28 protein-coding genes are annotated in these 21,106 nt (G+C 52.9%); 16 read left to right on the forward strand and 12 right to left on the reverse strand.

Translation table 11 applies throughout. The features are described from left to right. Positions 1-39: 39 nt before the first annotated feature. Both yedF and yedE read right to left on the reverse strand, forming a co-directional pair. Positions 40-273: a sulfurtransferase-like selenium metabolism protein YedF gene (gene yedF, locus K7R23_RS16370; RefSeq protein WP_012906226.1), complete on the reverse strand. Its 234-nt coding sequence runs from the start codon at positions 271-273 to the stop codon at positions 40-42. Continuing rightward, positions 270-1,475 (reverse strand): selenium metabolism membrane protein YedE/FdhT, encoded by a 1,206-nt coding sequence (gene yedE / locus K7R23_RS16375; protein WP_012906225.1) that lies wholly within the window; start codon positions 1,473-1,475, stop codon positions 270-272. Before yedE ends, yedF begins: the two co-directional genes overlap by 4 nt. A gap of 186 nt (positions 1,476-1,661) precedes the next feature. Here yedE and yedD point away from each other — a divergent pair, with 186 nt between their 5' ends. Further along, on the forward strand, positions 1,662-2,075 hold the full coding sequence (yedD, locus tag K7R23_RS16380; RefSeq protein WP_012906224.1) for a lipoprotein YedD: 414 nt from the start codon (positions 1,662-1,664) through the stop codon (positions 2,073-2,075). Positions 2,076-2,112: 37 nt separating this feature from the next. Here yedD and amyA read toward each other — a convergent pair whose 3' ends face one another. From amyA to fliD, 4 genes are all read right to left on the reverse strand, one after another. Beyond that, positions 2,113-3,600 carry an alpha-amylase gene (amyA, locus tag K7R23_RS16385; protein WP_012906223.1) on the reverse strand — a complete coding sequence of 496 codons (1,488 nt, stop codon included), beginning with the start codon at positions 3,598-3,600 and terminating at the stop codon, positions 2,113-2,115. Positions 3,601-3,667: 67 nt separating this feature from the next. After that, on the reverse strand, positions 3,668-4,039 hold the full coding sequence (fliT, locus tag K7R23_RS16390; RefSeq protein WP_012906222.1) for a flagella biosynthesis regulatory protein FliT: 372 nt from the start codon (positions 4,037-4,039) through the stop codon (positions 3,668-3,670). Further along, the gene (gene fliS / locus K7R23_RS16395) at positions 4,039-4,446 is read right to left on the reverse strand and encodes a flagellar export chaperone FliS (protein WP_012906221.1); all 408 of its coding nucleotides are present in this window, start codon (positions 4,444-4,446) and stop codon (positions 4,039-4,041) included. Before fliS ends, fliT begins: the two co-directional genes overlap by 1 nt. Before the next feature lie 15 nt (positions 4,447-4,461). Beyond that, positions 4,462-5,862 (reverse strand): flagellar filament capping protein FliD, encoded by a 1,401-nt coding sequence (gene fliD, locus K7R23_RS16400; RefSeq protein ID WP_012906220.1) that lies wholly within the window; start codon positions 5,860-5,862, stop codon positions 4,462-4,464. Between the two features lie 239 nt (positions 5,863-6,101). On the opposite strand from fliD, the gene K7R23_RS16405 reads away from it, so the two are divergent. Further along, the gene (locus tag K7R23_RS16405; RefSeq protein WP_024132721.1) at positions 6,102-7,361 is read left to right on the forward strand and encodes a flagellin FliC; all 1,260 of its coding nucleotides are present in this window, start codon (positions 6,102-6,104) and stop codon (positions 7,359-7,361) included. A 117-nt stretch (positions 7,362-7,478) separates the two neighbouring features. On the opposite strand, the gene K7R23_RS16410 is transcribed toward K7R23_RS16405, so the two are convergent. After that, positions 7,479-8,459 carry a phage integrase gene (locus K7R23_RS16410; RefSeq protein WP_012906219.1) on the reverse strand — a complete coding sequence of 327 codons (981 nt, stop codon included), beginning with the start codon at positions 8,457-8,459 and terminating at the stop codon, positions 7,479-7,481. Between the two features lie 66 nt (positions 8,460-8,525). Continuing rightward, positions 8,526-8,849, reverse strand: a complete 324-nt coding sequence (locus K7R23_RS16415; protein WP_012906218.1) for a helix-turn-helix domain-containing protein — start codon at positions 8,847-8,849, stop codon at positions 8,526-8,528. Between the two features lie 343 nt (positions 8,850-9,192). Here K7R23_RS16415 and K7R23_RS16420 point away from each other — a divergent pair, with 343 nt between their 5' ends. From K7R23_RS16420 to K7R23_RS16485, 14 genes are all read left to right on the forward strand, one after another. Then, positions 9,193-9,543 carry a DUF4761 family protein gene (locus tag K7R23_RS16420; RefSeq protein ID WP_012906216.1) on the forward strand — a complete coding sequence of 117 codons (351 nt, stop codon included), beginning with the start codon at positions 9,193-9,195 and terminating at the stop codon, positions 9,541-9,543. A 10-nt stretch (positions 9,544-9,553) separates the two neighbouring features. Next, entirely contained in the window at positions 9,554-9,841 is a 288-nt protein-coding gene (locus tag K7R23_RS16425) for a hypothetical protein (RefSeq protein WP_012906215.1), read from the forward strand. 11 nt (positions 9,842-9,852) lie between these two features. Beyond that, on the forward strand, positions 9,853-10,095 hold the full coding sequence (locus K7R23_RS16430; protein WP_000514277.1) for a DUF4754 family protein: 243 nt from the start codon (positions 9,853-9,855) through the stop codon (positions 10,093-10,095). After that, a complete protein-coding gene (locus K7R23_RS16435; protein ID WP_000021656.1) occupies positions 10,092-10,205 on the forward strand; it encodes a hypothetical protein in 114 nt (37 codons plus the stop codon). The genes K7R23_RS16430 and K7R23_RS16435 overlap by 4 nt, the downstream gene beginning before the upstream one ends. 93 nt (positions 10,206-10,298) lie before the next feature. Then, positions 10,299-10,709 carry a hypothetical protein gene (locus K7R23_RS16440; protein ID WP_012906214.1) on the forward strand — a complete coding sequence of 137 codons (411 nt, stop codon included), beginning with the start codon at positions 10,299-10,301 and terminating at the stop codon, positions 10,707-10,709. Between the two features lie 23 nt (positions 10,710-10,732). Further along, positions 10,733-10,936, forward strand: coding sequence for a hypothetical protein (locus tag K7R23_RS16445; protein WP_000985718.1), 204 nt, complete (start codon positions 10,733-10,735; stop codon positions 10,934-10,936). Beyond that, on the forward strand, positions 10,933-11,178 hold the full coding sequence (locus K7R23_RS16450) for a winged helix-turn-helix domain-containing protein (protein ID WP_012906213.1): 246 nt from the start codon (positions 10,933-10,935) through the stop codon (positions 11,176-11,178). The genes K7R23_RS16445 and K7R23_RS16450 overlap by 4 nt, the downstream gene beginning before the upstream one ends. Next, complete coding sequence (locus K7R23_RS16455) at positions 11,175-11,474, forward strand: ead/Ea22-like family protein (protein ID WP_000104288.1); 300 nt, start codon at positions 11,175-11,177, stop codon at positions 11,472-11,474. Before K7R23_RS16450 ends, K7R23_RS16455 begins: the two co-directional genes overlap by 4 nt. 11 nt (positions 11,475-11,485) lie before the next feature. After that, the gene (locus K7R23_RS16460) at positions 11,486-11,689 is read left to right on the forward strand and encodes a hypothetical protein (RefSeq protein ID WP_001036813.1); all 204 of its coding nucleotides are present in this window, start codon (positions 11,486-11,488) and stop codon (positions 11,687-11,689) included. Continuing rightward, the gene (locus K7R23_RS16465; protein ID WP_001561001.1) at positions 11,686-12,516 is read left to right on the forward strand and encodes an SPFH domain-containing protein; all 831 of its coding nucleotides are present in this window, start codon (positions 11,686-11,688) and stop codon (positions 12,514-12,516) included. Before K7R23_RS16460 ends, K7R23_RS16465 begins: the two co-directional genes overlap by 4 nt. Before the next feature lie 368 nt (positions 12,517-12,884). Next, positions 12,885-13,115, forward strand: coding sequence for a derepression protein (locus tag K7R23_RS16470; protein ID WP_024132718.1), 231 nt, complete (start codon positions 12,885-12,887; stop codon positions 13,113-13,115). Positions 13,116-13,420: 305 nt separating this feature from the next. Further along, a complete protein-coding gene (locus K7R23_RS16475) occupies positions 13,421-13,786 on the forward strand; it encodes a hypothetical protein (RefSeq protein ID WP_012906211.1) in 366 nt (121 codons plus the stop codon). A gap of 6 nt (positions 13,787-13,792) precedes the next feature. Further along, positions 13,793-16,585 carry a replication endonuclease gene (locus K7R23_RS16480; protein WP_012906210.1) on the forward strand — a complete coding sequence of 931 codons (2,793 nt, stop codon included), beginning with the start codon at positions 13,793-13,795 and terminating at the stop codon, positions 16,583-16,585. Positions 16,586-16,643: 58 nt separating this feature from the next. Continuing rightward, positions 16,644-17,243 (forward strand): recombinase family protein, encoded by a 600-nt coding sequence (locus K7R23_RS16485; RefSeq protein ID WP_000905061.1) that lies wholly within the window; start codon positions 16,644-16,646, stop codon positions 17,241-17,243. Between the two features lie 28 nt (positions 17,244-17,271). Here K7R23_RS16485 and K7R23_RS16490 read toward each other — a convergent pair whose 3' ends face one another. From K7R23_RS16490 to K7R23_RS16505, 4 genes are read right to left on the reverse strand one after another with little or no spacing between them, the layout of a single operon-like run. Next, positions 17,272-17,760: a phage tail protein gene (locus K7R23_RS16490; RefSeq protein ID WP_000979945.1), complete on the reverse strand. Its 489-nt coding sequence runs from the start codon at positions 17,758-17,760 to the stop codon at positions 17,272-17,274. A 12-nt stretch (positions 17,761-17,772) separates the two neighbouring features. Next, a complete protein-coding gene (locus tag K7R23_RS16495; RefSeq protein WP_012906209.1) occupies positions 17,773-20,580 on the reverse strand; it encodes a phage tail tape measure protein in 2,808 nt (935 codons plus the stop codon). Beyond that, positions 20,567-20,722 carry a GpE family phage tail protein gene (locus K7R23_RS16500; RefSeq protein ID WP_000333503.1) on the reverse strand — a complete coding sequence of 52 codons (156 nt, stop codon included), beginning with the start codon at positions 20,720-20,722 and terminating at the stop codon, positions 20,567-20,569. The genes K7R23_RS16495 and K7R23_RS16500 overlap by 14 nt, the downstream gene beginning before the upstream one ends. An 8-nt stretch (positions 20,723-20,730) precedes the next feature. After that, entirely contained in the window at positions 20,731-21,105 is a 375-nt protein-coding gene (locus tag K7R23_RS16505) for a tail protein (RefSeq protein WP_000651572.1), read from the reverse strand. Position 21,106: the final 1 nt, after the last annotated feature.

A 21,106-nucleotide genomic window follows, 5' to 3' on the forward strand; every position in this document is an offset into this window, starting at 1 on the left:
ATGAGAGTACCGGATGGCTTTATACCATCCGGCCAGCCATTATTTCTGAATTAAATAGCGAATCGTTGGCCCATCCTGCTGAATATCCAGCACCGTATAGCCGTGATTACGCGCGTCCAGCGGAATATTATTGATTGACTGCGGACAGTCGCTTACCACTTCCAGAATTTCCCCTTTTTGAAGCTGTGGCATTGCCTCCAGCGTGGCGACGGCAGGGTAGGGGCAGGGTTCGCCGACCATATCAAGGCGGTAATCAGGAACGATATTTTTCATGCGGATTCCTTAGCGAGGGTCAGCCCGGCGCGACGGAAGAAACGTTTTTCCCAGCCGATGATCAGCATCAGCGCGGTAAACAGCAGCAGATAAGTGACCAACAGGCCGCCGAGCGGGCCAAAGGCGTTCAGCAGATTGATTTTATCCCAATGGGTGGCAAGCGTCGGAGCGAAGTCGTCCCAGTAATAGGCCAGAATCGTCGAGCCGATGACGTTGCCCAGGCCTACCCACCAGTAGTGAACTTGGCCTTCCACCGCGCGGTACATCCAGCCGGTTTCACAACCGCCCGCCAGCACGATGCCGAAGCCGAACAGCAGGCCGCCGATAACGGCGTTCGGACCGGCCCACATGATCTTCGCCTCGACGCCGAGCTGCACGTAGCTGAAGATGCCGATGGCGCTTACCGCCATCCCGAAGATGATCGCCTTCGCCATCTGGGTACGCCCGGTGATCCACAGATCGCGAAAGGCGGAGGTAAAGCAGATTTGCGCGCGTTCAATCAGCAGGCCAAAGCCGACGCCAAACAGCATCGCCAGCCCCAGCTTCGGCTGGTTCATCGCCGTCAACAGCGCCCAGCCGATCATGCCGGCAAACACCAGCATCCCCAGACGGAAGCGGCGGCGCGCCTGATCTGGCTTCTGGGTCAGCGGCGATGCGGCGGAGACTTTTTGCATTTTGACCGGAATGCGGAAGACCGGCAGCAGCGTAAAGCGCGCGCCGAACCACGAGCCGATGGCGGTGGCGAGGGCAAAAAACCAGGCGTGAAGAGAAAATTGCGGAATGCCGGTGAAAAAGGCCGCCAGGTTACAGCCCATCGCCAGACGGGCGCCGAAACCGGCGATCATCCCGCCGATCACGGCCTGCATGATGCGCACCCGGCTGCGCGGCATACGCAGTTTGACGTTGTTGGCCCACAGCGCGGCGGCAAAGCAGCCGCCGAACATGCCGAGGATCATCATTCCGTCGATACGGGTAAGCGGGGTGCCTTCCAGATGAATGAGCTTGTAGTAGCCCCACTCTTCGGCGTGAACGCCAAACAGCTGCAGGATTTCTCCGCCCCAGCGAGTAAATTCGCCGGTGACGGCCCAGAAGGTGCCGGTGATGCCAAAATAGTAAGTAGAGAGAATGCCCGCCGCGATGACCGCAGGGATAGGCGCCCAGAATTTAATTAACCAGGCCTGTTTGAACTGTTGCCATGACATATGTTTTTTCCTCTGAACTCAGAAGGGGTGAAACAAGAGTGCGGATAGTACACCACAACGGGTTTTTTACCTGGTACTATTAAGCGGTAACACCGACTGGATCAAAAATCGGCTGGCAGCGGGAAAGTCTGGCGGCATCAGGGCTTTAATGCCACAATCCTCTTTTCTTCGCATGCAGGATGAATGATGAAAAAATTAGCAATCGTTGGGGCATTACTGCTGTTAGCTGGGTGCGCCGAGGTGGAAAATTACAACAGCGTGGTGAAAACACCCGCGCCAGCCGGACTGGAAGGCTACTGGCAGACCCGGGGGCCGCAGAGCAGCCTGGTCAGTCCCGAAGCCATCGGCAGCCTGGTGGTCACTAAAGAGGGCGATACCCTGGACTGCCGCCAGTGGCAGCGGGTCATTGCGCTGCCGGGCAAGCTGAACACGCTTTCTGGCGATTTAACCAACGTCACGGTAAAGCGTGAGCTTTACGCCATCGAGCGGGAAGGGAATACCCTGGAATATGACGGAATGACCCTGCAACGCGTGGATCGTCCGACCGCTGAATGCGCCGCCGCGCTGGAAAAATCTCCGCTGCCGTCGCCGTTGCCTTAAACAAACGTCCCGACAGCAATGGCTGTCGGGGCTGTGACTATATTGCCTCTTCAATTACCCATACGCTGACGCTGCCGCCGTTGCAGTAAAATGTCGCTTCGCCGTTCTCGTCAGTGACCACGCGCTCATCACGGTTGCCGAGATAGTCGCGCCAGGTTTTATTGCCGTAGTTTGCGCCAAGCGCAAGGGTCTTTTCGCCATCATCGCCGTTGGAAAGCACCACCACGCAGCCGGGATCGTCTTCTGTGCCGCTGCGGCTGAAGGCGATGCAGTTGGGATGGTCAAAATAGAGCGTCTGAACGCCGTGAGCGAAACGCTGACGGGCGAGAATAAGCTGGTCAAGCTGCTCAATCACCGGCATGTCGATGGGATAGGTGCCGCCATCGTCGCCGGTATCTTCATAGTGCGCGCCGTAGAGATCGGGATAGAATACGGAGGGCACGCCGTTTTCCCGCAGCAGGATCAGCGCGTAGGCCAGCGGTTTAAACCAAGGCTCAACCGGCGCTTCCAGCGCCTGCAGCGGCTGGGTATCGTGGTTGGCGACCAGCGTTACCGCATGAAACGGATCGGCCTCCACCAGCGTACCGCTGAAGATCTGCCGCATATCGTACTCGCGCCCCTGGCGGGAGGCCTCATGAAACTTCATCTGCAGAGGGGCGTCAAACAGCATCGTTTTCCCTTCTACCTGATTAATGTAGTTTTGCAGCGTATCGACATCATGCGACCAGTATTCCGCGACGATAAACAGCGGCTCTGGCGCGACCTCCTGCACGTGTTCTATCCACTCCCTGTAAAACCAGGCCGGAATGTGCTTTACCGCATCAAGACGGAAGCCGTCGCAGTGGGTTTGATCCATCACCCAGCGGGCCCAGTATTTGATCTCCTCCGTCACGGCGCGGTTGCGGAAATCGATATTTTCGCCCATCAGGTAGTCAAAGTTGCCCATCTCATCGTCGACCTGATCGTTCCAGCCTTCGCCGGTATAGTCGTTGACGATTTTAAAGATGCCGTCCTCGGTGGGGTTTTCAATGTGGTCGATACCGCTGAAACATTTGTAATCCCAGATAAACTGCGAATATTTCCCGGCGCGGGCAGGGAAGGTGTAGCGCGTCCAGCCTTCGCAGTCGATGATGTGGTCATCAATCTGATTACGATCGTCTTCGTTGACCCGCTGGATGCGAATCGCTTCTTTTTCGTCGGCGCCCATTTTGTGGTTTACCACCACGTCGAGCAGCACTGCAATCTGGTTTCGTTTCAGCGAGTCGATCGCCGCCAGCAGCTGTTGTTTGTCGCCATATTTGGTGGCGACCGATCCTTTTTGATCAAATTCGCCCAGATCAAATAGGTCATAGCAGTCGTAGCCGACAGAATAGCCGCCCGATGCGCCTTTACACGCCGGAGGCAGCCAGACCATATTAATACCGATATCATTGAGCCCGTCCGCGCGCTCGGCAACTTCCTGCCAGAGCCTGCCGCCGTCGGGGTAATACCAGTGGAAGAACTGCAATAAAGTGGGATTTTTCATCTTCCGTGCTCCAGAAATCAAATGGCAACTTCTGGAGTATGGAAGATTTTTTTAAACGTGGCGGGAATTATTGTAGCGCGCTAGGGGCGTCGGGGACCAGCAGCATACCGGAGAGGCGACCATAGGCATTATTCAGCGTTTTCTGGCGGGTTGACTGGCCGATCAAACTGCTCAGCTCATCCAGCCGCTGTTGTAACAGGCTTTTAAGAACCTGCTCATTATCCAGCGTTTGCTTTATGTAACCCGCTACCCGATCCTGAATACTTCGCGTAATGCTCGTTGGAGTTTGCTCTTCCATGACCGCTTCAATGCTTTGCAGATAGGTGACTTCCTGTTCCAGTAAAAGGTCCCATTCACCCCGCTGTGCTAGCTCCAGTAGCGACTGACTCAGCAGCGCAATACGCTGCCAATGGTTGATAAACTCCACGGCTGAGATCATTAACGAGACTCCTGGGAAGATGCTTTTGGAGAAATCTGTTTCCAGGCATCCGCAATGTTGCTGAGTAACCCTTCCACTTCTTCTATGGCCTGAACGTCATTACGCAAATTCGCCTGTAGCAGGCGGCGGACCATATAGTCGTACAGATCGGCGAGATTGGCGGCCAGTTCGCCGCCTTTTTCCAGATCCAGTCCCGCCTTCAGGCCATTATCGATAATGTTAATGGCCTTGCTGATGGCTTCGCCTTTAGCGACGGTTTCACCCTGTTGCATAAACAAACGCGCGCGTACTAAGGCGCTATAAGCGCCGTCAAATAACATCTCTATCAGCTGATGGGGGCTGGCGCTCATTACGGCGCTTTCCACGCCAATCTGCGCATACGCTTTGGTACCGCTCGCGCTATACATATTTACCTCGTGTTATCAGGAATTATTCATCGCCGTAAACTGCTGGGTCAGATACGTACTGGTGTTATTCAGTTTGCTCATCATGGTATCCAGCTGCGTAAACTGGGCGGTGTAGCGGGCGATCGTATCGTCAATGCTGCTGCTTACCGCTAAGTACTGTTTGGTAAGCTTTTTCAGCGTCGCGTTAATGCTGTCCTGCGCGTTGTCGATAATGCCGTCGTCGGACAGGTAGTCTTTTACCTGGCTGGCGATTTTGGTGGTGATGCCGGTTTCTTTACCGTCGCCGACCAGCAGTTCGCGCACCGAGGCGGTGTTATCGTCCAGCGCTTTTTTCAGCTTGCTATCATCAATCGACAATTTGCCGGTTTTACCGTCCTGCTTGATACCGATTTCATTCAGGGTCTTAAAGATGCCTTCGCTGCCGCTATTGGCAAATTGCGCGCGAATGCCGGTCTGAATCGTACGTACCACGCTATCGCCGACCAGCGCGCCGTTGTCTTCGTCCTGACTTTCCGCACCGGCATCGACCGCTTTATATTTGGTCAGAGTGTTAAAGGTATCGATAAGCGAGTTATAGGCGTCCACCCAGCCTTTGATCGCCTCGGTGGCTTTTTCATTGCTCTTGGTCACGGTGACGCGAACGTCTTTTACTTCTTTGGTCAGCTCAAGCGTTACGCCCTGCGGCGCATCGGTTATTTTATTGCTCTGACGCTCAATATCGATGCCGTTCATGGTGAGTTTGGCGTTTTGCGCCTTCACCAGTTCACTCATATTTCCGCTGTCGGTCGTGCTGTCATAGGACAACAGATCGTTCAGTTTACTGTCGCCGTCAACGGAGATGGTCATTTCACTGCCTTCACCTTCTTCCGCGGTCAGCACCAGGCGATACTCGTTGTCATTCATCTTCACGACGCTGGCGGAGATGCCGCTGTCCGCATCGTTAATCGCTTTACTGATATCGTCGAGAGAGGTTTGATCGCTGCCCAGTTTAATTTCCAGCGGTTCATCGCGGCCCGGCTGATCGATGATGATAGTACGCGTTGCCGAACCGTCGCCGAGAGCCTCTTTGTTTGACGCGACGCTTTTCGTACTCAACGACTGCGCCTGAGCCAGCTGCGTCACGCTGATGGTATAAATGCCCGGCGCAGCGCCAGCCTCGGTGCTGACTTTCAGATCATCACTGCTGCTGGTCGCATTACTACTGCGAAACAGTTCCGCTTTATTCAGCGCGGCGTTGGCGGTCTGGAATTTCTCCAGCGCGCTTTTCAGGGTGCCATACGCCGTCAGACGAGCAGTATTGTCGGTCTGTTGCTGGGTAATCGGATTTAAGCGTTTTTTCTCAGCGATAGTCAGGTTGTTTAGCAATGTATCCAACGGTAAACCTGAGCCTACGCCCAGCGAAGTAAATGAAGCCATGTCTGTTTCCTTGTGATTGCAAACAATTGTGCTGGTTGTTATCGGCAATCTGCGGGCAAAGTTTAATAATAAATTTGCCCGGATAATACGCAGAATAATGGTCATTAAAGTGGTTATTTCTCGGGCTAAGAAAAAAGCGGATAAAACAAAAAATCTTCTAAAGTTCGAATTAAAGGTGCCGATACATGATTTGGGCAACAGCCCAATAACATCAAGTAGTGATTGATAAGGAAAATATCATGGCACAAGTCATTAATACAAACAGCCTGTCGCTGTTGACCCAGAACAACCTGAATAAATCTCAGTCCGCACTGGGCTCTGCTATCGAACGTCTCTCCTCCGGTCTGCGTATCAACAGCGCAAAAGATGATGCTGCTGGTCAGGCAATTGCTAACCGCTTCACTTCTAACATTAAAGGTCTGACTCAGGCTTCCCGTAACGCCAACGACGGTATTTCTATCGCGCAAACCACAGAAGGCGCGCTGAATGAGATTAACAACAATCTGCAGCGTGTACGTGAACTGTCCGTACAGGCGGCGAACGGTTCTAACTCTGATTCTGATTTAAAATCTATCCAGGACGAAATTGATCAGCGTCTGAACGAAATCAACCGTGTGGCGGAACAGACTGACTTTAACGGTAAAAAAGTTTTAAGTCAGGATGGTCAGTTAACTATTCAGGTGGGTGCAAATGATGGTGAAACTATCACAATTGATCTGAAAAAGATTGATAAAACTGAATTGGGTCTGGATAAGTTAGATGTTAGCAAAGGCGTAGCTACTACAGTTAAAGATGGCACAAAAGTTAAAGCTGATTTTGACGTAAAAATTGCAGATTTCAAAGACGGCAACACAACCCCATTAACCGCTAACCTTGAGTTGAAACAGGATAAAGCCGGTAACTATATAGTATTCGATTCAGCTAACAGTAAATACTATGACGCGACTGTAGATAGTGATACGGGTGAAATCACATTTGATTCCAGTACAGCCGAAACGACTAAAGATACAACTAAACTTACTGATGTTACTTCTTTCTCAAAAGAGGTGACGATTAATAGTGGGCTGGCAGATAATCAATCTTTAGTCAAGTACAAAGGTGCTGACGGCAAAGACCAGTATGCGGTTCAAACCCTTGATAATGACGGAAACGCAACGTTCAAAACTGCTGTTTTTGGCCGGGATGGTAAGGTTACAGAGGATGCTGTAGTTACTATGTCTGCTAACGTTGACCCACTCGCAAAAATTGATGACGCATTGAAAACAGTTGATGCTTTCCGTAGCCAACTGGGTGCGGTTCAGAACCGTTTCGAATCTGCTATCACCAACCTGGGCAACACCGTAAACAACCTGTCTTCCGCTCGTAGCCGTATCGAAGACTCCGACTACGCGACCGAAGTCTCCAACATGTCTCGCGCGCAGATCCTGCAGCAGGCGGGTACCTCTGTTCTGGCGCAGGCTAACCAGGTTCCGCAAAACGTACTGTCGCACCCCGCATGACGCGAGGTGCAGAACTATCAACAACTTAGAAAAAACATCTTTAAAATCAACGACACAAAATGACGATATAAGCCGCTATTAAGTGCCATTGATTCAATTAGCGTAGGCAACGCGTAGTCAAATCCCCAGACCTCCACCAAGCGGATTTAACGTAATCGCGTGCTGGAGAAAATCCGGTGCAAGATGCGCATAAACCATCGTCTGTTTAATGCTGGCATGACCCATAATTTGCTGAAGCGCAATAATGTTTCCTCCGTTCATCATGAACCAACTGGCGAACGTGTGGCGAAGCACATGCGTTGACTGCCCCCGCGGTAAATCAGGTTTTACACGCCGTAATTGCTCACGAAACTGAGCATAATTCACATCAAACAACGGCCCCGTCTCGCAGGTTTTGATCTCCCGCTCCAGAGCTTCCGAAATCGGCACCGTCCTTTTTTTGCCGTTCTTCGTTTTCAGAAAGGTCACACGTCCATGATTGACCTGCTCCGCCCGCAGCGTGCTTCCCTCATTCCACCGCGCCCCGGTACTGAGACACAGCAATGCTACCCGGCGATTGTCACCTTCCAGAAATTCCAGCAATCGGGCGATTTCCTGTTTTGTAAGGTAAGTCATCGGTGGCTGCGCCTCCCGTAACGGCTGCAAACCATGACAGGGATTTTCAACGCGAAATTCTCCAAGCTTACTCAATGCGGTAAACATACCGGACAAACGATAAACATCACGGTTAATGGTTGATGCGCTAATACCATCTGTAAGCCGTTCACCGCGATGCCTGGCAATTTCACGCTTATCAAGTCGGTTAACGGCAGGATTACCAAGCGCCCTGATTGTCTTTTCCAGTTGTTGTCTTTCGATTGCACCGTTCTCCAGGGTCTGACCATGCAACAGCCACCAGATTTCCAGCAACTCCCCAAGTGTACGGCGATCAGTGCTTGCGCCGAGCCATTCTTTTTTCTCGACGTTAGCCATCACATACCGCTCAAACAGAATAGCTTCCTGTTTTTTCTTGAAACGTCTGCGTATGCGCTTGCCTTCACGCCCACGCGGGTAAATATCCACCTGATATTGCCCCCCTTCGAGCTTCTTAATCGTCATAGCGAAGCCCTCCGGTTGACGCCAATGAAACCGTCTCTAACCAGTCAATAAAATCAAAATGTAACGTTAACCAGTTTTGCGGACGGAGCGGCGCGACATTACTGCATTTTCGTGCCCATCAGGGGAGAGAGGCGGGGCAATCTGCCCTGATTCTGGCGCAATATTGTCGGTCATAAGCCACAGGGCATATTTAGAAAATTGAGAATGAAGCGTGATCTTTAGCAAAATATCACTACCTATTTTTTCAACCCGTCCAGTTTCATAATACTTTTGCGTCCCCGCAGGAATCCCCGTCAATTCAAAGAATTGCTGTCTGCTAAGACCTTCAGCATCTCTAATCATGCGGATTTTTTCCCCTATCCCTCTTGACTGGGTGGAAGTCTCTACCATAACATTCTCCTAAAGGGTGGAAGTTTCTACCAATACACATCACCGCTATAAGCGGATATAAGCCGCCAATAGCCCCAAACGGAGAATTATTGCACATGAGAGACAGGGAACTAGAGCGATATATTGTTCTCAACGTTCATTACCTCGCCGCCTATACCAGAGGTCTTTTTCCGACCACTATTGGCGCGATTCTTATAGCGTTTGTTATTTGGCTCATTGAGTAGAGGCACGAAAAATGAATAAGCAACAGCAAAATGGCGAGCCCCATAACTCGGGATTTCGACGCAATTACTTTGAAAATGGGCGTTATGCCGGGGAAGTAAATCGGTACGGGGTTTTTGATATGAAGCAACAGCGCAATTCTTCACAGCAGCGATTCCGCAACGGGGCGGAACGTCATGCTAACCGTTTCGCTACCAGCGCATCACGTAGCAGCTCTCGCTACAGCCTGAGCGAAACACACGCAACGCCGGATGGCTACCCAGTAAAACAAATCGGCGAGCATACCTGGCTGATTGAGAAAGCTGGAATCGTGGTCCACAAATGCCCACACAATCCGTTTACCGGAAACCGCATTTTTGCACTAAGCAGCGGCGACAATCAGTTCGGGCAGGATTTCACATTATACGAAGCACTACGCACGGTTGATCGTCTGCTTCGGGGGCAAAGTTTTATTAAACAGGCTGATTTATAACGGGTGCTTTATGAGCAAAGACCACGCACAAGGTGTATTTATCCGTTTTATTAATTTTCGCGGTGAACTGTTATTACGCGCATCCGCTATTGATGGAGTGGCTCCGGCGGGTAAAAACGGAGCCAACGAAGCCACTTACGTTTATCTGAACGGCACGCGACTGCTTGTGGAACTTCCGTACCAGACCGTACGAGAAATCATTAGCGAAGCTGAAAAGGCACGTCAGGTTAATGGCGATGAACCCTATATCGAAATTATTTGTATGGATTCAGAAGCTGAAATTCAGAAAGCAGATTAAAGGGCGTTGCGATGGGCAAAGAATATAAAACTCTCATTAACAAAGCACTTGAGCGTTTTTATTTTCGCTTAAGTGCATCAGGCGCTCATGCTGAACGTGCAGCCCGTGACTCATTGACCAGGGCAATCCGGAGTCTGTATGACGTGGCTTTTTACGCTGATGATCTGGATGCACTTAACGAACTTTCCGAGCTGATCTGTGCCGCAGAATGCGGGGAACATATTGAACCGTATAAGCTGGGGAATATCGCATGAGCATATTTATCTCATGGCTTGTTCTGATTATTTCGGTGGCCTGCGCCATTGGGATTATGCGAATTATTCATTCAGTAAAAAAGATTGAACGCTTTTTCACTGGTGAATAACGATACAAATAAAACATCAAATTAAATAAGAAAACGTGAAAACCATCCGTATTAACGGAGGTATTCGCACACGCAAATAACGGAGATACAAAAATGCACGCAAAAGAAGAAGGTATCATCAGAGCACTGAAAGAAATTTCAAAGACAGAAAACGAAGTAGCGAAAAAAGCCGTGGCAAATGCACATATGGACGTCGCAACCCACACACTGATAGTCGCAAGAGTCACGGCAGAAGCAGCCGAAATTATCGCAAAACAGGATGCTGAACTGGCGGTTCTCAGAACACAACCAGTCACCGGACTGGATTTGTCTAACACCGGACGCCTTATTTACACAATTGGCTCGGAGCCACAGCAATACACCATTATCGTCGGATTACAGGATAAATACCTGATCACTCCTCACCCCATAAGGGAATCAGAAATTCTGACAAATCTCTGCCTGATAGAGCGCTCTCAAGTCGCATTCATTGATGACGCACAGCGCACCGTATTTAACGCATAGGGTTACTGGACAAAGGGGGCGCAATGGCAATTAAGCGTTTTTCCGTCATTCGTTTCACATCCAGAGGGCGTGAATACGAAGTTGACGAACGGCTGATTAAAACGCTCGACCGTCACCGTTCGCAACCTGACGCGCATCACATTTATCTCACTGACGACACTTACTTCTGCGCCACCAACGTGGTGCAGGTGAACCTTATCCGACAGGTACAGGAGTCACGCAGATGACCATTCTGGGCTACATCACAGCCAATCCGGGTTGTAGCGGTGGAGAAATCGCCGCCGCGCTGAATACCCCAACCACAGCCATTAATGCTGAGTTGCGCCGACTCTGGCGTGACGGCTTAGTCATCAGAGAAGTGCGCAAAACAGGCGGTCGGTTCTCTTACCAGGTAAACCCGATGCCGTTCGGGTGTGGCAACCCACTTACTCACATGTTTAACCAGCTACTGAAGGAAGCCAGAGCATGAGCACCATCAACCACCAGGAACTACGCGAACTGGCAACTGACCTGCAACGAATGGCAACGCATCAAAAATTACTGGCGTTTCGCGCAATGCTCTCGCCATCTGCCGTGCTGGCACTGCTGGATGAGCTGGAGCACGCCAGAACCATGGCTCCTGCCATTCGTCTGACGCTCCATCATGAAATCAAGGATTTTTGCGCGACGCTGGAGTCACCAGGTGAATCAGAAACGCCGGAAGCAATGCAGCAGGAGCTGCTGCAACGCATCGACAACGTTTTCGATTTTTTCCTTAACCAGTAAAGGACCGCGATATGAACAAAAAGACCTGGTTTCGCGCATACATGTGGGCGCTGGTATGCGTCCTCGTCTCTCTCATTCTGTATGCAGGACTACTCCCCCGAATGATTTCATCAGACAGCTCCTTCCTGGTATTGCTGGGCATTTTCATTGCCATGCTGTACCCGGCAGGCGTTGTTCGCCTTTTCAGTAAGTACATCAAGGAAATCAAACAATGAAGAAATTCAAACTCTTTCAGATTCTCCCGCTTTTTGCCGCCATCCTGCTGGTTGGTTGCGATCGCGTTGAGCCAGGTAATGTGGGCATCAAAGTCAACAAACTGGGCGACGACAAAGGCGTCGGCGAAGTAGTTGGCGTTGGCCGCTACTGGACAGGCTGGAATACAGAGGTTTACATCTTCCCGACCTTCAAACAAATGAAGACTTACGATGAGCCGTTCAACTTCCAGATGAGTGACGGCACAACCATCGGCTATCACATCGGCGTGGCCTACAAAGTTGATCCATCCAAAGTTACCACGGTGTTTCAGACCTACCGCAAAGGCGTGGACGACATTACCGACACTGACCTGCGCCAGAAGATCGCCGATGCACTCAACCGACTGGCCAGCAAAATGACCACCGATAAGTTTATCGACGGTGGTAAGTCTGAACTGCTGGATTCAGCACTTAAAGATATTCAGGAAGAGATGACCCCCATCGGTATTCAGGTCATGAGCCTCTCTTATGTCGGTAAACCGGAATATCCGCCAACCGTTATCGACAGCATTAACGCCAAAGTCACGGCAAACCAGAAAACCCTGCAACGCGAACAGGAAGTCAAGCAACGCGAAGCAGAAGCCAACATGTTGCGCGCAGAAGCTGCCGGACAGGCTGATGCCATTCGCACAAAAGCCCAGGCTGAAGCCGACGCCATTCGTTTACGCGGTGAAGCTCTGCGCCAGAATCCCGGCGTTATGGAGCTGGAAGCAATCAACAAATGGAACGGCACGCTGCCGCAATACATGACCAGCAACACCGCTGTTCCGTTTGTTCCGGTGAAGTAATTAAACCCGGCCAGTGAAAATCGCTGGCCGGAGCAGTATCAGGATTTTTTTAGTATGCCGTTCTCACAAAAAAACCGCTTGCCATGCCGCAATCAGTCAGGTTACATTTCCGCTGCACCTCATAAAACGGGTGCCGGGATTGGAACCCCGCAGACTAACAGAGCGCACAACCGCGCCAGCGGTTTTTTTGTGCGTACCGTATCGCCACGTCTTTTTCGCACACGAATTATGGTGGGGCGTACAGGGCCAGCATCAGCTGGGCCGGGTCCTCTGTTAGCCGGTAGTTCCAACCCTGTGCGTCTCACCACCCCGAGCTTGGAACCTCTGGATGGTGAGTTTTCAAAACTGACTAACAGAGAGGCCACGCCATGGCAAACCGCAAACAGCACCGCGCTATCGCGGAGCGTCGTCACATCCAGACTGAAATCAACCGTAGACTTTTCCGCGCATCACGCGTCGCGCAAATCATGCACATCAATATGCTGCATGAGCGCAGTCATGCGCTATCAAACACTTATTCCGCCTCTGTTTTTAGCTATCTGGCGGATGATTTGTACGAGCTTCAGCAGCTCATCCAGCAGCAAAACAAACTCCGTTAATTCCTGTTCCGGGCCTTTCCTGCACCTTGCGGCGGGAGGCCTTCGCACATCCCTGTCACGGAGATAAGACCATGACACATAAAAACATCTATATCTTCAGCGGATTGCATCGCGACAACTTACAGGCAGGAGAATGCTTTATCGCTGTTACCGCTGTGTCACAACACGCCGCCCGCAAAGAGCTTAAAGAACTGGGCTATGTCGCCCTGTTCTGGATGGATACCACGTTACTCCGGAATGCGGACAACTCATCCACTCACAACAACATGAACACGTCACACACCTGTGACCAGGAGAAACGCAGCATGATTCTCGCCAACGACTTTCTTGAATACCTGCTCAACACAGAGCGTGATCTTGCCGTTCGCGTGCGTGAACGTTATGACATGTACCTGAAATCCCTGCCTGTACCGCAGCTCGCTGACGGAAAGATTGTTATTGATGGTCGCTACATGATTGACAGCCACGAGGGAAATTACAGGCTTTACCGCATTGAAGGTGGCACCCCGTCCGTTATTGGCATTTACCAGCGCCCATCCTCTGCAATCGTCGATGTGATTGCCGACAGCATCCGCATCACACATCGCCATGCCGACACAGAAGACACCGTGCTGGAAATTCAGCGGCTGGCTGCCGTCTGCCGCGACACCCTGAATGGCATGACGAAGTAAATCACTATGACGACAGAGTTCATCAGGGACTGGCAACAACCGCGCCACGCAGTAGGGCGTGAAGGAACGGGGACCCCCGCACCTGAATCCGCGCTTTCCTCCTGGCTGGATGCCTACCGGGCAGAGAACGAGCGCCGCCAGGAAATGGCTGATGCGGCGTTCTCCGCCACGCCACTGGGCAACCTGATTAATAAAAGCCTGGACGCACAGGAAAAACAGGACAAAACCATCACACTGGCAGGAGACGCCAGAAAACAGGCACGCGGCGCGGTGGATGAAGCCATGGCCTCGCTGCGCCTGCTGCCGTCCTATCTGCGCGATCCGCTTATTCGCCACCTCTCCTTCCTGCGCAAAAAACAGGAAGCTGATCGCCGGAAAGGCAAAAAGAGCTGGCAGGCTGAACGCTACGCGCGCGGAACCCTGCGCAAAATATTCGAACGTCTGGACCGCACCGACCACCGCTGGCTGACACCGGGTTATCGCTCCCTTGCCGGACGCGAACGCCTGGACGATTTGCTTTACTTGCCGCAGCTCAACAAGCACCAGATACAGACGCTGGCCACCATGACGGCGGCGATGTTCAGCAGCACCTTCGAAAAACTCTGCGATGGCCTTGGTGCCAGAGATGGCGAGCTGACCATGGAGGTGACGCTGAAGGCATATCAGATGCTGGCCCGCATGGCGTTACATCTGCACACCATACCGCCGCATTATGACGCACTGACAACAGACAAAGACCGGAGGAACGAACCAGACACGGAGCTGCTGCCGGGCGCAATCCTTCGCCTGACCTGTGCGGAATGGTGGAAACGCAAACTGTGGCTGTTACGTTGCGAGTGGAGAGAAGAACAACTCCGCGCCGCCTGTCTGGTTTCCAGAAAAACATCGCCCTATCTGAGCCAGGATGCGTTAAGCGAGTTTCGCGCACAGCGCGAGAAAACACGCGATTTCCTGAAAAGTTTCATGCTGGAAAATGAAGACGGGTTCACGATTGATCTCGAGACGGTGTATTACGCGGGAGTAAGTAACCCGGTTCACCGTAAGGCAGAAATGATGGCCACCATGAAGGGGCTGGAACTTCTGGCCGAAGCCCGTGGCGACAAAGCGGTGTTTCTGACTGTCACCTGCCCGTCAAAATACCACGCAACAACGGAGAACGGTCATCCGAACCCCAAATGGAACGGGGCCACCATGCGCGACTCCAGCGATTACCTGGTTAACACGTTTTTTGCGGCGGTCCGCAAAAAACTGAACCGCGACGGCCTGCGCTGGTATGGCATCCGCACGGTGGAGCCTCACCATGACGGCACCGTACACTGGCATATGATGGTCTTTGCCCATCCGGAAGAAATCGACACCATTGTGTCCCACACCCGCGATATTGCCATTCAGGAAGATCGTCACGAGCTGGGCGATGATATTACTCCGCGCTTTAAGGCGGAGTATGTAGACGGCTCAAAAGGCACGCCAACCAGCTACATCGCCACCTACATCGGAAAGAACCTGGACAGCCGCGCCGTGGATGGCATCGACCCGAAAACGGGCAAACCACGCGTTGACCACGAAACCGGAAAATCAATGGCCGAGAGCGTGGAGCGCGCCATCGGCTGGGCGCGCCTTCACCGGGTCCGCCAGTTCCAGTTCTTTGGCATCCCCTCCCGTCAGGTGTGGCGTGAACTCCGCCGCCTTGCCAGCCAGATGGCACGCAACCCGGAAGGCCCGCAACGGCTGAAGGATGACGCAATGGATGCGGTACTCGCTGCCGCTGATGCCGGATGTTTTGCCACCTACATAGAGAAACAGGGCGGCGTACTTGTTCCACGCAAGGACTACCTGATTCGCACCGCCTACGACCTCGCCGATGAGCTGAACGATTACGGCGAACAGAGCGTACAGATTTACGGGATCTGGTCACCACTCATCGGGGAATCCTCCCGTGTGTGCACGCATCCGGATAACTGGAAGCTGGTAAGACGCAAACCGGAAGCGGAAGACAGCGCCCGCGAAAATGGTTTTGACCTTCAGGGCGACCCTGCCGCCCCTTGGACTCGGACTCGGACTCGGACTCGTGGCAATAACTGTCCCCGTGTACAGGAAACGGACAACAACGGGACAGAACAGCCGGAAGAACGGCCAGCACCGTGGCCGCAGCTCCCTGACGGCGTTGAAGTGAACGAATGGATGCGCTCACTGAAACGGCACGAACGCCGGGCGCTGATGCGTTCGCTGCGTGACAAACAGGCAAAAAACAGCAGTGATGAAATGCAGAGCTGGACACAGAGCCGCAAACAGCAGCGGCCTTTGCCTGATAACCACGAATTACTCGCTAAAGAATGGCGGGAGTCTGCTGAATCTCTCGGCCTGCATATCGGTGAACAACAGATGCAGCACCTGTTACGGGGCGGCAGTCTGTACGTTGACGGCAGCATCATTGCACCGCAGGGATTTGAAATTGTACGCAAACCGGATACCCGCCCGGACAGCCGAATCACGCAGCTCTGGCAACGCCTGAGCCGTAATCACGGCGTAAGCAGCACGGAGATCCGCCATAACCCGGTCGCCAGTTATCTGGAACAGCTGGGGGCATCAGACCCTGAAGCCGCAGCACGCCTGGCATCCACACTTCAGCAGGACCAGAACACCATGAAACCCCCCGTTACCGTGCTTTCTGACATGCTGCGCGCCATCCGTGACGCAGAGCACGCACAAAGAATCAATGAAACCACTGAACGCGTCCGCCGCAAAGCAGACCTGCTGCGGGGTGGACTAACCAGTGAAAACAAAAAACAGAGGTTTTAAATAATGGCCGTTTCTGGCCTGCATGGCATGATTTGCGCTTTTGGACGGGAGATTCAGTGTGCTGATTGGCTATGTAAGGGTATCAACAAATGACCAGAATACAGACCTGCAACGAAACGCTCTTGTTTGTGCAGGATGTGAACAAATATTTGAAGATAAATTAAGCGGGACAAAGACAGACCGACCGGGATTAAAACGCGCTTTAAAGCGCCTTCAAAAAGGTGACACGCTGGTTGTCTGGAAACTGGATCGCCTCGGGCGAAGCATGAAACATCTGATTTCTCTCGTCGGGGAACTACGGGAGCGAGGGATTAATTTTCGCAGTCTGACCGACAGCATAGACACATCTTCTCCAATGGGGCGTTTTTTCTTCCACGTGATGGGTGCCCTGGCTGAAATGGAACGTGAATTAATTGTTGAACGTACACTGGCCGGGCTGGCGGCAGCGCGCGCAAGGGGGCGCACAGGCGGACGTCGACCGAAGCTGACAAAAGAACAGCATGAGCAAATAGCAAGGCTAATCAAAAACGGGCACGACAGAAAACAACTGGCAATAATTTACGGCATTGGCACATCGACGATTTATCGTTATCACCCTGTAGGCGATATACAGACTGAAGAAACAACCGGGCAGACTCAGGAAAATGAAAACCGCTAATCTGACCATTAGCGGTTTTTGTGTTAAATCAGAACAGCCCTTTAACTGAACTGGCCGCGCTGTTAAGAGATGATGTCACCTTATCTTTGAAGCCGGATAGCATATCACTGAACGATGAGGATTGCAGGCGCTCCCGCAAATCCTCATCACAGCGTTCAAGGGTCAGTGAAAATTCTATCTTTTTCGCCTTACCGTAGCGATCAAACTCGGAACGGGTCGTATTCGTTTCAGTCAGCACATACATGCCGTAAATCTGCCCGACGCCATCAATCAGAGGCCAGGGTCGTCCTGTATACGCCTGCGTGGTCAGCAGCGACAGCGATACTTCGCCACCTGTAATTTCAGGATAAAGCACACCAGAAAGAACGATGCGATCATCTCCTGCACCGATATACTGCCAGCTTGCTGAACGGTTAACGCGTTCATTTTTCACATGCCGCCAGCTTTTGTTTTGCTGTAACTGCTGATGCGGCAGCGTGCGCAGCTCAAAAACAAACATGCCGTAGATCATCATCATGGCCATGACTCCTCAATCTTTATCGTAAAAACTGCCACGCCCGGCACGGGCGCGCCGTTCCATTTCTGCCCTGACCATTTCACCGACCAGTTTCGCAAGTTCGCGGGGATTCTGCGTAACAACGTTATGCAGATGAACATGAATTTCACCGCCAAATCCGGAGGCAACCGGCTCCCGATTACGGGAAGCTGCAGGAACTGATGCCACTGGCGATCGTATGGCCTCCGCCACCGGGCGGGAGCTGGCCGCAACAACAGGGACCAGCGCCGGAGGCAGCGGAGCCGGGACCACGGGTGTGATATTAATTGCGGGGGCAGGCTTACTGACCTGCGCAATCTTCCGCTCCTGCCACTCCCCACGAACAGCCAGTGCGCGGGGCAGGTTCTTAAAGACAATATCGCCGGGGCCAATGCGTTTTTTCGTCTCATCAACCAGCTTACCTGTGTTATCAGCAATTTTGCTGAGTCTGCGTAGCGTCCCGGTATTGCTGTCTGTGAGCGGTTTGTTGTCTTTGGGTTTATCACCTCCGGTGCCATTGCCATTTTCCACAGGCTTCGGCGGATTGATTTTCGCCAGGTCCCCCTGAAGCAAGGCAACCTTGTCCTGAAGAATGGCCGCACGCTGTGCGTCTTCGATTTTCTTGCGCGCCTTTTCCGCTTCATCCGGAAGGACGCCAAGTTTTTCAAGTATCCACGCCAGCGTATCCAGTAGCATTTTTGCAGGTGTCAGAACAAGCTGTAACGCACCGCCAAGAACGTTACCGAATATCTCGCCAGCACTGGTACATTTATCCAGCGTTTCCTTGCTGGACTCCATCGGTGACAGCAGCGATTTAAACCAGTTAAACACCTGGCTGATCCCGCTTCCGACTGCGTCAAAAACAGGACCAAACCGTTCAAAGGTTTCGCGCAGCGGGGTCAGCCTTTCCATAATCCCGCTGAACACCCCGGCAAAAAATGCCCTGATGGGATCCCAGTATTTCCAGATAAGAACGGCAGCTCCGGCAAGCGCAGCCACGATAAGACCAACCGGACTGAACAGCGCCCCGATAGCGCCTCCCAGTAAAGAAACGGAACCCGTCACCATTCCCCACAGCGCTGGCAGGACCATGACAGCATTCATTGATCCGGTCAGGAGAGAAAAACCAAGACGCAGTTTTGCCAGCGGACCAGCAAGCACACCAATAGCCAGCGACAACGAGCCAACCGTTGCAGTCATTGCCAGCAACGCACCGCCTGCTATCAGTAGCTGGCGCGTCAGTGCCGGATGGGCCTGCGCCAGCGCCGTCACCCTTGATACCACCCGCGTGAGCCACTGCGTGACAGAACGCAGCGGACCGTCAATCAGATCTGCAATGCGGATGCGCACCCCTTCCCATGCACTGCCGAGTGATTTCAGATCGCCGTCAAGGTTGTTGGCCATAACCTTTGCTGTGCGTTCAGCCTCACCGCGCGCGCCTTCAAGTTCTTTTCTCAGTTTGGGTAAGGAACCGTCACCCGCTGCATCAACGAGCGCCATAAACGATGTGAAAGCCTCTTCTCCGGCAATGTCCTTAAAGAACGATACCCGGTCAACTTCCCCGTATTTGCGGGTGGCTTTATAAAGGTCGGCCAGCACATCCTCCATCGGGCGCATTTTGCCCCCGGCATCCGAGACAGACACGCCCAGCTCTTTCAGCGCCTCTGCTGCCGCCTTTGGCGGTGATGCCAGACGAGCCAGGCTGGCACGCATTGCCGTCCCGGCATCACTTCCCCTGATACCCATATTCGCCAGCACGCCCGCCATCGCTGCGGCCTGCTCCAGCGATATTCCCAGCTTGCCCGCCACCGGACCTGCATATTTCATGGTTTCGCCCAGTGCGCGAAGGTCAGTGTTGGTACGGGTAAACGCTGCGGTGAGTGTGTCACCGACCCGGTCCATCTGGTCAGCAGAAAGGCCGAACTGCGTCAGGATATTTGAGCCAATATCTGCCGTCTCGCCGAGATCCATACCGCCAGCCGTTGCCATGCTCAGCACGCCGGGAAGCGCAGCCTGAATGGCCTGCGGAGTGAAGCCAGCCATTGCAAGAAATGCCTGTCCACTGGCGGCATCGCCTGCGGTGAACTGCGTTTCAGAGCCAAGTTTTAACGCCTGCTCACGCATCGCCTTAAACTGCGGGCTGTTCTGGTCGATTCGCGTCAGTGCCTGAACGCGGGACATCTCTTTGCCGAACCCGATCGCAGGCTGCAAAAAACGCCCGGCAGCATAGCCGCCCGCCGCTGCCGCACCAATTGCCAGCGCACCACCTGTTTTCAGTTTTCCCGCTGTTTCCTGCGCGCGCGAATACCGCTCACGCGCCCGCGTTACACGCGCAAGCGCCTGCCGTTCGCGTTCAAGCTGGTTGTTATACTGTTCGGTGCGTCTGATGGCCTGCTGGATGGTGTTATCGCTGCCTGTCAGGGAAATGCCGTGGCGTTTCAGCTCTCCGCCAAGTTCCCGCATTTTCTGAATTTCCCGTGTGCGCGATTCATTCAGGCGTTCAAGCCGGGTGCTTAACTGCTGCATCAGCTTTTGTTGTTTTTCGCTGAGCACTGTACCCGTGCGTTGTAACTGATTAAGGGCGTTAAGCTGGCGTCGTGCTTTCAATATGCCAGCATCCGCTTTACTGACAGCGTCACGGGCGCGCTCAAATGAACGCGCCTGACGCTCGAGATTTTTGATCGCCCCCTGAGTTCGCTGGATGGAGTCACCAAACTGCCCCATCAGGCGGCGGGCGTTTTCGGCAGGCCGGGTCAGCCTGTCAACGGCGCTGAAAGCGACCCGGATATCAAGAGTCTTCATTATCTGCATTCCCGCTGCGAAGTGCCGCCCGCTCGCGCCAGCTAACCACTTCGCCGGGCGTCATCATGAAGATTTCGGCGGGCGACCAGTTAAAAATAGCGGCAATATCCGCCACCAGATCTTCGATGTGCTCAAAGCACACCAGGGTGATTACGCTGCCGTCTCCTGCACGCTCTTCGCGCCAGAGTCTGGCTCGCTCATAAAATTTACAGCCACAGCGCACAACTGAATAAAATCGCGTGACGACATTTTTTTAATCATCACTTCATCCAGTCGTGGCGAGGTCACGCGAGGCAACAGCGTGAACATGGTATCCGCTTTCAGATTCAGCACATCAGACAGCGACAGACCACGCAGGGATCCAGCCTGCTCAATAGCCCCGGTGATCTCCACATACGTGATTTTTTCGCCACCACGCTCAATTGGTCGGGTCAGTTTTACGCCACGTTCGACAGCCATATCCTCACCTGCCGTCACATCATCCGCCACGGTGTTATTCCGGGTTTCAGTATCGATGTCTTTCATC

The organism is Citrobacter rodentium NBRC 105723 = DSM 16636 (genome assembly GCF_021278985.1).
In the GTDB taxonomy this organism is placed as follows: Bacteria; Pseudomonadota; Gammaproteobacteria; order Enterobacterales; family Enterobacteriaceae; genus Citrobacter_A; species Citrobacter_A rodentium.